9 protein-coding genes are annotated in these 13,145 nt (G+C 26.8%); 3 read left to right on the top strand and 6 right to left on the bottom strand.

All coding sequences use genetic code 11. The annotated features are described in order from the left end of the window. Positions 1 to 17 precede the first annotated feature (17 nt). Together ACRCZX_RS09735 and ACRCZX_RS09730 are read right to left on the bottom strand one after the other, a co-directional pair. Positions 18 to 2,480 (bottom strand): AMP-binding protein, encoded by a 2,463-nt coding sequence (locus ACRCZX_RS09735; protein ID WP_438582729.1) that lies wholly within the window; start codon positions 2,478 to 2,480, stop codon positions 18 to 20. Positions 2,481 to 2,602: 122 nt separating this feature from the next. Further along, positions 2,603 to 5,113 carry an AMP-binding protein gene (locus ACRCZX_RS09730; RefSeq protein ID WP_438582728.1) on the bottom strand — a complete coding sequence of 837 codons (2,511 nt, stop codon included), beginning with the start codon at positions 5,111 to 5,113 and terminating at the stop codon, positions 2,603 to 2,605. A gap of 141 nt (positions 5,114 to 5,254) precedes the next feature. Here ACRCZX_RS09730 and ACRCZX_RS09725 point away from each other — a divergent pair, with 141 nt between their 5' ends. Together ACRCZX_RS09725 and ACRCZX_RS09720 are read left to right on the top strand one after the other, a co-directional pair. Next, the gene (locus tag ACRCZX_RS09725; RefSeq protein WP_438582727.1) at positions 5,255 to 5,833 is read left to right on the top strand and encodes a nitroreductase family protein; all 579 of its coding nucleotides are present in this window, start codon (positions 5,255 to 5,257) and stop codon (positions 5,831 to 5,833) included. Positions 5,834 to 5,842: 9 nt separating this feature from the next. Next, positions 5,843 to 6,529: an SIMPL domain-containing protein gene (locus ACRCZX_RS09720; RefSeq protein ID WP_438582726.1), complete on the top strand. Its 687-nt coding sequence runs from the start codon at positions 5,843 to 5,845 to the stop codon at positions 6,527 to 6,529. Between the two features lie 52 nt (positions 6,530 to 6,581). Here the strand turns inward: ACRCZX_RS09720 and ACRCZX_RS09715 are convergent, their stop codons facing one another. The 4 genes from ACRCZX_RS09715 to htpX form a co-directional block, all read right to left on the bottom strand. Next, entirely contained in the window at positions 6,582 to 7,724 is a 1,143-nt protein-coding gene (locus ACRCZX_RS09715; RefSeq protein WP_438582725.1) for a GNAT family N-acetyltransferase, read from the bottom strand. A gap of 56 nt (positions 7,725 to 7,780) precedes the next feature. Then, entirely contained in the window at positions 7,781 to 9,199 is a 1,419-nt protein-coding gene (locus ACRCZX_RS09710) for a leucyl aminopeptidase (protein WP_438582724.1), read from the bottom strand. A 14-nt stretch (positions 9,200 to 9,213) separates the two neighbouring features. Further along, positions 9,214 to 10,062 carry a DUF2156 domain-containing protein gene (locus tag ACRCZX_RS09705; protein ID WP_438582723.1) on the bottom strand — a complete coding sequence of 283 codons (849 nt, stop codon included), beginning with the start codon at positions 10,060 to 10,062 and terminating at the stop codon, positions 9,214 to 9,216. A gap of 96 nt (positions 10,063 to 10,158) precedes the next feature. After that, positions 10,159 to 10,995: a zinc metalloprotease HtpX gene (gene htpX, locus ACRCZX_RS09700; RefSeq protein WP_438582722.1), complete on the bottom strand. Its 837-nt coding sequence runs from the start codon at positions 10,993 to 10,995 to the stop codon at positions 10,159 to 10,161. A gap of 124 nt (positions 10,996 to 11,119) precedes the next feature. Here htpX and aroB point away from each other — a divergent pair, with 124 nt between their 5' ends. After that, positions 11,120 to 13,099: a 3-dehydroquinate synthase gene (aroB, locus tag ACRCZX_RS09695; RefSeq protein WP_438582721.1), complete on the top strand. Its 1,980-nt coding sequence runs from the start codon at positions 11,120 to 11,122 to the stop codon at positions 13,097 to 13,099. Positions 13,100 to 13,145: the final 46 nt, after the last annotated feature.

Below are 13,145 nucleotides of genomic sequence, written 5' to 3'. Positions count from 1 at the left end.
TTGCCTTTCGGCAACCTTTATTTATTCTCTAACCATTCTTTAATTGTTTCAAAACTCTTATTTACCAATTCCTCTACAGAATAGTCTTTTACAGATACTTTTTCAAAAAATTTTATTTTTACTACTCCACTTTTAGGTAATTTTTTATTTGTTGGATAAATTTCATAAGCACCTTTTATTCCAAATGGTACTATATCTGCATTTAATTCTTTTGCTAAGATAGCATGAAATTTTTTAAATTCTATCATCTTACCATCTTTAGTTCTTGTACCTTCTGGAAATATAACTACATTTTTTCCTTTTCTTAAAGCTGTTGCAGCTGTTTGTAATGTTTCAGATAGATTTTTATTTATATCAATTAGTATTATATTTGAATTTTCTCCCATTGATTTTAAAATACCATCTTTGAAATGAGCTACTTTTGCCAAATAGTAAGTATTATCTAATATTTTATTAGGTATACTTTGAGCAAAAATAAATCCATCTAAAAAACTTTGATGATTTCCTATAAATATAGTTGGTTTATTTACATTTACATTCTGAAGCCCTTCTTTTTCAATTTTTATAAATGTAGAAAAAGGTAACTTTAAAAGCATTTTCATTATTTTTCCTACTAAATTTGATTTAGGTAGTCCATTTATATTTTCTTTACTTAAAATCTTTTTCCAATCTGTATCTTTAATCTCTACATTTTTTGAATTTTCTCTTAAATATTCTGATATTTTTAAAACTGTTGGATTTCTAACCAAAATATCTTCTGTTAAATCTACTTCAAAGCTACTTCCAACAAATGCAATAAATTCAACCAAATCTAATGAATCTAATCCTAAGTCTAATTCTAAATGATCAGTTGAAGAGACAATTTTATTTTTCAAACCTTCTAAATATCTTTTTACTATAGAGTATTCTTTAAAATTTGGAACATTTTCTTCTTTCTCTTTCTCGATCTTTCCATCTAAAAAATCTCTTATCATAAATCTTCTAATTTTCCCGATTTTTGTTTTTGGTAATTCTTCTTGAACTATTTTTAAATCTAGTATTTTTTTGTAATTTTGAGCTTTTAAATTATACTTATCAATAACATTTGTTTTTAGAGTTTCAGATATATTTGTAATTTTATGTTCTTCCACTTTAGAAAAGTTAGGATATACAACTGCAGTTAATAAAGACTCATACTCTGTAACCACAATTTCTTCTATTAAATCTGTATTTAAAGTTATCCACTGCTCTATCTCTATTGGATTTATATTTTTCCCATTAGATAATACAATCATTTCTTTCTTTCTTCCTGTTATGTAAAGATAGTTGTCTTTTACTACTCCTAAATCTCCAGTATGAAACCATCCATCTGAATCTATCGCTTCTGCAGTAGCGTCTGGTTTATTAAAATAACCTTTCATCAAATTTCTACCTTTAGATAATATCTCTCCATCTTCAGCTATTTTAACTTCTACTCCATCCAATATTTTTCCTGCTGATCCAGGAACAACACAATTAATAGGAGTGAATGATATCATTGGTGCTGTTTCTGTAAGCCCGTAACCTTCACATATATCGATTCCTAAAGTTTTAAAATCTCTTGAAATATCAGCATTTAATTTTGAGCCACCAGAAACGAAAAATCGTATACTACCTCCAAATCCTTCATGAACTTTTTTAAATATCTTCTTACTTAGCTCTTTATTTTCTAATTTTTCACAAATTCCAAATACTGTTTTAGTAACTTTACTTGAATTTATTTTCTCCATAATTTTTTTGTGTAACATCTCCCATAATCTTGGAACACCAATCATTATAGTTATTTTATAATTTTTTAAAGCTTCCATCATTGCTTGAGATGATAATTCTTTTAAAAATGCTATTGTTGCACCTTGTTGTAAAGGTATTATCCCTGAGCCTAAAAGTGGAAATATATGATGCATTGGTAATAATGCTAAAATTTTATCAGAAGGTTTATACATATTATACTTATTTAACCCCTCTATATTTACCAAGATATTATCAAAAGTTAACATTACGCCTTTAGGGCTGCCTGTTGTTCCAGATGTATAAAGAATTAATGCTACCGCTTCCCTATCTGGAGAATATATTACTCCTTCTTTTTGAGCTTTCGACAAATCAATTTCATCTACATTTAATATAATAGTATCAAGATTAGATTTTTCTACTCCTTCTTTTGCAATTGAATAGGTATCATTTGATACAAATATATATTTAGGTGTGCAATCTTCTATGAAATATTGAAATTCAGACATTTTTGATGCTGCATCTAGACATACACAAGTTCCTTTTTTATCCCAAATTCCTAAAAAAGAATAAATAAGTTCTGGTCTATTTTCCATAAATACAACTGCACGTTCTTCTTTTTTTAAATTTAATATTGACGCATATTCTTTTGATCCAGCTATTAATTGTTTATATGAATATTCTATCCCCTCATAGAAAATTGCTGTTTTATTATGATTTTTTATAAATTCCACTTTTCCCTCCACGTTATTACAGGTGTTTTTTACACTTCAATGATTATATCACATTTCTAATCTTATTTCAACTTTCGTAAAAATGGTAAAAAAAGCTGACACTATTAAGCATCAGCTTCTTTTTAATTTTCTAATTTTTGTGAAATTTTATCTCTTACTAAACTTACAATTTCTTTTATTGTTTTATTCTCAGGATATATTTTGTCTAATATTTCAAAATTTACTTTACCAGAAGATGGTATACTTTTTCCATAAGGCATTCTGTTATATGCACCTTTTATTACAAAGGGTACAACTGGAATTTGAAGTTCTTTTGACAAAATTGCAAAACTCTTCTTGAATTCTTGAAGTTCTCCATCTCTAGTTCTTGCTCCTTCTGGAAATATAACTAAGTTTTTACCATCTTTTAAAATCTTCGCTGCTATCTTTAAAGTTTCTTTTAAATTTTTATTCATATCAACCAATATAATGTTTCCATTGTTTGCTAAATACTTTTTTAATTTTCCATCAAAATGAATATTCGTAGATAAAAAATATGTATTTTTTATGATTTCTTTTGGTAAAGTTTCACAAAATACAAATCCATCTAACATACTTTGATGATTTCCTATAAATATTACTGGTGAATCTTTTTCTAATTTTTGTATATTTTTTTCTATTTTTATATAAGAGTTAAATAATGGTTTTAACATTGTTCTTAATGAAATTATATACTTTGATTTTGGCATTTTTAATTCTACTGGTTCTTCAAATATTTTTTTCCAATTTACCTCTTTATCCTCAAAATTACCACCTTGCTCTCTGATATACTCACAAAGATTTTCTACAGTTTTTATTTTAACAAAATCTTCCTCAACAATGCTAACTCCAAATGTATTTTGAATAAAAGTTATAACTTCCACTAAGTCCAATGAATCTAATCCTAAATCAATTTCTAAATGTGATTCTGGAATAATTTCAATTTCATCATGAAGAGTATTTATAAATTTAGAAACTTGTTTAAATTCTTCAGAATTAACCTCTTTTGATTTTGATACTTTTTTTTCAACTTTTTTAGAAATTAAAGTTTCAGAATCCTCTTCTATTTTTGAAGTTATCCCTATTATTAAATCTTTCAACATAAATCTTCTTAATTTTCCAAGTTTAGTTTTTGGAAGTTCTTCTTTTACTATAATTATATCTAATATCTTTCTATATTTTGGAGCTGTCACATTATATTTATCAATAACTTCCCATTTTATAGCTTCTTTTACATTTAATATTTTTCTTTCTTCTAGTAATTTAAAATTTGGATAAACTATTGCAACTAGATGTTTTTGATATTCTACTACTGCTACTTCTTCTATCAAATCAGACTCTTTAATTATTTCAGATTCGACATCTGATGGATTTATATTTTTTCCATTTGACAGCACTATCATCTCTTTTTTTCTTCCAACTATCTTCAAATGATCCCCATCAAATTGACCTAAATCTCCAGTGTGGAACCATCCATCTTTATCTATCGCTTCTGCTGTAGCTTCAGGATTTTTATAATATCCTTTCATCACATTTCTACCTTTAACTAAAATTTCACCGTCTTCTGCTATTTTTACTTTCACACCAGGTAGAGGAGTTCCTACTGTTCCAGGGATTATATCTCCAGGCCTGTTACATGTTATTATTGGTGATGTCTCTGTTAACCCATATCCTTCAGACATATTAAATCCAAAAGTTCTAAAATCTTCAGAAATTTCTTGATCTAATTTAGCTCCTCCTGAAACTAAACTTTTGATATTACCACCAAAGCCATCTTGTATTTTTTTAAATACAATTTTATTTAAAGGAACTATTTTTAAACTTTTGCAAATTTTAAAAAGTTTGTAACTTACTGGACTTGCTTTTATTTTATTCATAATACCTTTGTGGAACATTTCCCAAACTCTAGGAACTCCTATCACTACAGTTATTTTATATTTTTGTAAATTATTTTTTATCGCTTCCGAAGATAACTCTTCTAATATTACTATTAAACATCCAAATCTTAGAGGCATTAACATTGATAAAACTAATGGTAAGACATGATGAAATGGCAACATTGCTAAAATTCTATCTTCTCCAGATACAAATTTTATTTCTTCAATATCTTCAATGTTTGACATTAAATTATCAAATGTTAACATAACTCCTTTAGGCTTACCTGTTGTTCCAGATGTATATAACATAACTGCAACAGACTCATTATCTAAACACTCAATACTAACATCATCCATTTTAAAATCAACTGATGTATCTATTTCATCTAAATTTATTATTATAATATTAGAATTTGAATCTTGTTTTGCTTTTAAGGCTATTTCTAAATTTTGATTTGATGTTAGCATATATTTTGGAGTTGAATCATTAAATACATAAACCAATTGTTCTGAGGTATAACTCACATCTAAATTAACACATGTTCCCTTCTTATCCCAAACAGATAAAACTGAAGCTATATATTCTGGTCTATTCTCCATAAAGATAGCAACTCTATCCTCTTTTTCTATATTTAATAAGCTTGAATATATCTTAGATGTTTTTATAATTTCATTATAAGAATATTCCCTATCTTTATAAATCACTGCAGTTTTTTTTCTATCGTATATAAAATTCATAAATTTCACTCCTTCTTATTTTAAAAAAATAACACCTTATTTTATAATAACTTACAAGAATTGTCTACTTTTTCCTCTTAAAATGTTGACTTTTAGCTATTTTTAAAGTAATATTGTGCTTAAAGGTTGAGGAGGTTTTAAATGTTAGATGATTTATTATTAAAAACTCGTTCTTATAGAACTTTTGATTCTACAGAAGTTAGCTTTACTGTTTTACAAAAATTGATTGAAGCAGCTCGATTGGGCGGGTCAGGAAAAAATAGTCAAACATTGAGATATACTCTTATAAATTCTGAAAGCTTATGTCATAAAATATTTTCTCATACTGCTTGGGCTGGTTCTATCCCTTGGAGTCCAACTTTAGAAGAAGGCCCAAGAGCATATATTCTTATTAGTAGTTTAAAAGAAACTTCTTTATCTTCTATTAATTTAGGTATAGATATTGGAATTGCATCTCAAAATATTTTATTAAAAAGTACTGAATTAGGTTTTGGTGGATGCTTAATAGGTTCTTTCAATAAATTAGAAATTTCACGTATAGTTGATCTTGATACAGAAGTATATTCTCCAAATCTTTTAGTAGCTCTTGGAAAGCCAACAGATACAGTTGTTTTAACAGAAGGCAAAGAAAGTAATTTGAAATATCATAGAGATTTAAGTAGTAATACCCATTATGTTCCTAAGCTATCTATTGATACTCTCATTTTAAAAAAATTATAGGAGGATTTTATGAAAAAATTAATAACTTCATTTTTTATAATAAGCTCATCTTTAATATTTGCAAATGAAACACCTACTATTTCTGTCATGGGAAGTGGTGTTGTTTCAGGTAAACCAGATACTTTTAGTCTTATCGCTTCAGTTGAAACATCTAATTTAATTTCTCAAAATGCTATTGATGAAAATACTGAAATTGTCAACAATGCAATAAAACTTTTAAAAAAGAATGGTTTAAAAGATATTAATCTTAAAACAGAAAATTATACATTAAATTATAGAACAGATTACAATTCAAACAACAATAAAATACAGAATGAAATGAAATATTTTGTTAGAAACCAAATTACTATAACTAGTAATGATTTAAAAAGTGCTAGTAAGGTGTTAACTGCTTTAAATAGTGGTGGAGTTACTAATATTGGTGAAATTAATTTCTTTATTTCTAATAGAAAAGAGCTCGAAAATGAAGCTTACAAACTAGCATATGAAGATGCTAAATCAAAAGCTAATCTTATTGCTAAAATTGATGGTTTTAATATTACACCTAAAAACATAGATTTAAGTTACAGTATGCCTAGAGCAATTCCTTTTATGGTTAACAGCTCATTTAAAAGTGATAGCGCAGTGCCCATAACTGTTCCTAGTAATCTTGAAGTTAATGCTAATATAAATGTAACATTCTATATGCAAAACTAAATATAAAGCATCTATCTGGAATTTTTTTACCAATAGATGCTTTTTTATTTCTTTAAAAATCTTGATTAAAATAATTAAATCTTTTTTTAAAAATCTTTTTAAAAACATCTTCTTTTTCATTATTTTTTATAAAAAAACCTTCTATTTTTTTTAAAGATTCAAAATCTCTAAAGCCATAAGATAGCATCGTTAATTCTTTTATTTTCAAACTTATATCAAAGTCTTCTTTTCCTCGTTCGAGAGAAGATTTTTTTAATTTAAATACTCCTGTATTTTCTTTTATAAGATCATCTTGGACATATATAGAAACCTCTTCTGAATCTGATAGATTATGAGATAATCTCATGAGCACTTTTTCCACCCTCAATATTCTAGCTTGAACTTTATTTTTCAATACTTTTTCTATGCTACTTTCAGTTTCTAGATAGTCCTCTAAGTAAACATTTTCTGGTAAAACAATTTCTAATTTGCCATAATAATCTTTATAGCCATAAACTATTGATAATAACGTTTCCAAGACTCTTTTTTCTTTAAATAACATCTCTTTTACATATATTTTTTCTGAATTTATAACAAACATATATCCATTTATTTTTCCAAAATAATCATAACTAATATATACTAATCCATCTTCACAAAATAGCTCTGAAAGTATATTTTTGTAACATTTTTTATCTCTTGCAACGCTTATATAAAATTCTTTTGAATGCTCTCTATAAAATTCTTTAAGTTTTAATAAAACATTATCATTATAATTCTCTGAATCTATCTTTTGAACCTTAAATTCTTTTTTAAAACTACCTAAAATTTGCAATGGAATATTATATTTAGATAACGATGATATATATCCAAATCCAAATCTTTCATAAATATTTTTATCTATTGGTGTTAAATATATAAACTCTTCTCCATAATTATAAGCCTCTCTTAAACTTTCTAAAAGAAGGTTTTTCATTATTCCCTCTCCTCGTTTTTCTGGAGTTACTCCAACACCAACTAGATAACGTCCCATAAATCTATCTTCGTCTATAGATATATGATACTTATTTTGAAATAACATCCCTTTTAAGTTTTCATTTTCTAAATAAAGTTTTGTACTATTCTCTAAATAAATATTATCAAAATACCAATTAATATACGAACTATCATCATGAAAAAGATCTTTCCATAGTTTTTTCAATTCTTCTTTTATCATAAAAATGCTCCTTTATTAGAAAAGGTGAGTTCAACTCACCTTTTTCTTTTATATTTTTATCTGTTTTTTACATAACTATATAATGATTTTACTCCAACACCTGTTGCACCTTTTTTTAACCACTTAACACTGCTGTTATAAGATGTTCCAGCAATATCCATATGTATCCATGGTAATCCCTCTACAAAGCCTTCTAAGAACTTTGCTGCTGTTATAGAGCCACCCATTCTTCCGCCTGTATGTTTCACATCGGCAACTGTTGATTTTAATAATTCTGCATACTCTTCAAATATAGGCATTCTCCAAACTTTTTCACCGTGTAACTTACTTGCAGCTTCTAACTGTGAATACTTTTCATCGCTATTAGAAAATACACCTGTTGTTAAGTTTCCTAACGCTATCAATATAGCCCCAGTTAATGTTGCAACATCTACAATTTCTGTTACTTTTTCTTTTCTTATAGAGTATGTTATAGCATCAGCTAATGCTAATCTTCCTTCAGCATCTGTATTTATTATTTCTACAGTTTTACCGTTCATAGATTTAATTATATCTCCTGGTCTATATGCATTTTCATTTATTGCATTCTCGCATGCTGCAACTACTGCAACTACATTCTGTTGAACTTTACCTTTTGCTATAGCACACATTGCTCCTATTACCGAAGCTGAGCCTGCCATATCACTTTTCATTTCAAACATAGAATCTGCTGGTTTAATACAAAGACCTCCTGTATCATATGTTAATCCTTTTCCTACTAATCCAATTCTTTCAGCACTATCTTTTCCATTTAAATATCTCATCACTATTAATCTTGGTTTTGTTATAGAAGCTCTTCCAACTGCTAAAAGGAGATTCATTTCTATTTTCTCCATCTCTATTTCATCTAAAATTTCTACCTCAAATCCATACTCTTTTCCCAGTTCAGAAACTCTTTCGGCTAAAGTGATTGGATTTATTATATTTGCAGGTAAATCTACTAAATCTCTTGCTATGTCTGTTGATTCTCCTAGTAAAATAGTTTCTGAAATATCTTTTTCTTCACTTGATATGAATAATTCAACTTCTATTTTGTCTGATTTTTTTTCTTTAAAAGTATCAAACGAATAGTTTACATTAAATACTACCTCTCCTAATACTTCGTGATTTAAAAGTAATTCTTGATCTGAAGAGATTAATATTTTTCCTTTTTCTTTAGATAAGCTTTCAAACATTACTTCTCTAAATACATCTAAAGTAAAATCCTCTTCTTTTCCCATTCCAACTAAGGCTATTGAAACAAGAGATTTATTTTCTAATAAATCAATTTTTAAAACTTCACCTTTTTTACCAACAAATTCTTTTTTAGCTATAACTTTATCTATTAACTCTTTATTCATTTCTGAAATATATTCACAAATTTCAACTTGTCCATCAAATACTAATCCAATATTCAAATCATAACTTTTTTCTATTTTATTAACAACTTTAAACATAAATCCTCCTTTAATTATATACTGTATTTTTTTAAAAACTTTATTGGTTGATAAGATAGCTTAGCTTCTCTTAATCCAGAGCTTCCAAAATCGTCCTCTCTATTTAAAAATTCAACATCTAAAAACTCTTCTTTTGCTACTAACATGTTTATCATTTGATAACTTCCTAAATATTCAAAATCAGCTTTTTCTATATGAATAACTCCAGTGTTTTCTGTTGTTTTTTCACCAATAGAATATGCTATAACTTTATCATCAACCTTTAAAACTCCACCTCTGAGCTCTAATTTTTCATAATTATTAAGAATCTCTTCAATCCCCATTGTCTCTGATAAAATGATAATATCATCTTTTCTATTTCTAGTCCAAGATTTTTGAAACTCTCTAACTTCCTCTATATTTGATTTTGTTATTTTTTCATAATTAAAATTATATGTTTTTACGAACTTATTTATTTTATTTTTTTTTGAAGAAAATTTCCTTCCTTTAAGAGTGGATAAATCTTCTCTTAAATATATATAATCAAACGAATCTCTTTCCTCTTTTAAATCAAAAATATCTTTTAAAAACTCATTGTACGTTTCTGGAATAAATACAAACTTTTTACCGTTTTTTTTTAGTAATTCTATATTTTCAATAATATTTTTTTTATTAAAGGTTTTAGATATTGGTGCAAAAAAATATTCTTCACCTAAGTAAATTCCTTTTATATTTAATATATCATTTTCTATACAATACTCTATATTTTCACTAAAACTCCATAAATAAAAGTTTGTGAAATTTAAATCTGATGTTTCAAAATTGCTTTTTAAAAATTTTTGAATTTCATCTTTACTATCTATTGTTAATTTTTTCCAGCTCACTATTTCACCCACCTTTATATACTATTGAAAGTATATAACAATACTATGATACTGTCAAACAAAAAGAGCTAGACATAATATATCTAGCTCTAAACCTTAATTCAACTCTTCTAATCTTCTTATTCTTTCTGCTGTACTTGGGTGAGTACTGAATAAACTTGCCATTTTGCTTCCTGCCAACGGGGAAACTATAAACATATTTTCTGTTGCTGGTGAAGCATTCATAGGTATTCTTGTTGAATAAGATTCTAATTTTCTTAAAGCATTTGCTAAATATCTTGGATTACCCGACACTTTCGCTCCGAACTTATCTGCTTTATATTCTCTTGTTCTAGAAATTGCCATCTGAATAAGCATTGCTGCTAATGGAGCAAAAATGCTTACTGCTAAAAGTCCTAAAATGCCACCATTTTTATCTTCATCATCTCTTCTTCCACCACCAAATATAGCTGCCCACTTAGCCATATTAGCCATATAAACAATTGCTCCTGCTAACGTCGCAGCAACACTTTGAATTAGAATATCTCTATTTGAAATATGACCCAACTCGTGAGCTATCACTCCTGCTAACTCATTATCATCCATTAACTCTACTAATCCTCTTGTTACTGCAACTGCTGCATGATTTGGATTTCTTCCAGTTGCAAAAGCATTCGGCTGACTTTCGTTCATTATATATACTTTTGGCATTGGTAATCCTGCACCTTCAGATAATTTTTTAGTTATCCAGTAAACTTTATGAGTTTCTGATAACTCTTGCGCTTTATACATAGATAAGACTATTTTATCACTAAACCAATATGATACAAAATTCATTACTCCTGCTAAAATTAAAGCTATCGTCATTCCATTTCTTCCACCTACTGCTCTACCTATTAATAGCAATAAGAAAGTCATTGTTAGCATCAATATAAAAGTTTTAAATCCTTGCATCCCTAACCTCCGATTTTATTTTCTTCTTTTCTATAAAATATCATATTTTTCAGCTTTTGTAAATTTGCTTTTTTAAGATAAAAATATTATACTCTAAATGTAAAAAATAATAAAGGAGAGTTGCATGAAAAACCTAGTTATGAAAACTTCTATAAATTCATACGATATTATTATTGGACAAGATACAATAAATAAATTAAGTGAATTTACTGAAAATTACGATAAAATTTTACTCTTAACAAATGAAACCGTTGGTGATTTATACATTCATAAAATACTAACTAATCTACCAAAAAGAAAAACTTATATTTATAAAATTAAAGATGGAGAAATATATAAAAATATAGATACTACAATGGAAATATATTCTTTCTTAATTGAAAATAATTTCTCTCGAAATTCTTTAATTATTTGCGCTGGTGGAGGCGTAGTCTGTGATTTAGGAGGGTTTATTGCTTCAACATTTATGAGAGGACTTGATTTCTTACAAGTTCCTACATCTCTTTTAGCACAAGTAGATGCTAGTATCGGTGGTAAAGTTGCTATTAACCATCCTTCAGGGAAAAATTTAATTGGTTCTTTCAAACAACCAGTTGCTGTGATTATTGATATTAATTTTTTGAAAACTTTACCAGAATGTCAATTTAAATCAGGTATGGGTGAAGTGATAAAACATGCTATAATTTATAGTGATAAAACATATTTGAATTTTTTATTAGAATCTTTTAGAGAAATATTGAAACAAAAACCTGAATTTTTAATTGAAATGATTTATAAATCTTGTGAAATAAAAAAACATTTTGTAGAAAAAGATGAATTTGAAAAAGGTGATCGTGCATTTTTAAATCTTGGTCACACTTATGGTCATGCACTTGAAACTTTATTTGATTATAAAAATATTTCTCATGGTGAAGCTATAGCAAAAGGAATTATATTTGAACTTCAAATTTCTAAAATTTTAGGGTTTACTTCTAATGAATATATAGACTCTATTATCGATATATTTAATCTTTATAGAATCGACTCAACACCTATGTATATTGAAGAAGAAGCTTTAGTAAATGTTATGAAAAAAGATAAAAAAAATACTCGTGATAAAATAAACTTTATTATAAATAAAAATGGAACTTTTGAAAATATGTCTATTGATAAAGAAATTATTCTTTTAACTAACAACTTCTTTAAAAATAGAATTTTAAAAGCTGTTATAGATATTGGAACTAACTCTTGTAGATTATTCATAGCTGAAGTTGAAAAAATAGATAACAAAATTGAAATTATTAACCCTTTATATAAAGACCTTGAGGTTTCAAGACTTGGTAAAAACTTAAATCAAACTGGTTTTTTATCTAAAGAATCTATTGAAAAAACATACAAAATAATAAAAAAATTCAAAGAAAAATCTGATTCTATGGGTGTTGCTGAAATTATTGCTTTTGCAACTGCAGCAACAAGAGAAGCTAGCAATGGAAGTTTATTTGTTCAAGGAATAAAAAATGAATTTAATATAAGTACTATTGTTATTCCAGGAGAAATAGAGGCAAAACTTAGCTTTAATGGAAATAGTAATATTTATAGAGAACAAATAGCTAGTATTGATGTTGGAGGTGGTAGTACTGAAATCACTATTGGAAACTATAAGGGAATTGATTATATTAAAAGTTTTCCTATTGGTGTAGTCAAATTAACTGAAATGTTTTTTGCTGAAGAAAATTATAGTGAAGAGACTTTACTGTCAGCACGGAACTACTTAAAAGGTTTTTTTAATGAATTAAGTAAATTTAGTCAGGATACTTTTAAAATTATTGGAGTAGCTGGAACTGTAACTACAAATGTTTCAATCTCAAAAAAATTACCTAAATTTATTGAAAAAGAGATAGATACTTATGTTCTTACAAAAATTGAACTTGAAGAAAATCTTTTTTTATTTTTAAGTAAAACCTTAGATGAACGTAAAAAAATTATTGGTTTAGAAGCTGATCGTGCTGATGTTATTATCGCTGGAAACCTTATTCTATTAACATTACTTCAAATTTTAAACAAAAAAAGCATTACTGTTTCAACTGTTGATAATTTAGAAGGAGGTATGGTATTAAATATATAATTATGATATAATTTAAAAATTCATTTATTTTTTAAAAATGATTATT

Origin of the sequence: Cetobacterium sp., assembly GCF_051658645.1 — a bacterium.
Classification (GTDB): domain Bacteria; phylum Fusobacteriota; class Fusobacteriia; order Fusobacteriales; family Fusobacteriaceae; genus Cetobacterium_A.
The sequence above is the reverse complement of the archived record's forward strand: the minus strand, read 5'-3'. Positions and strand labels throughout refer to the sequence as shown.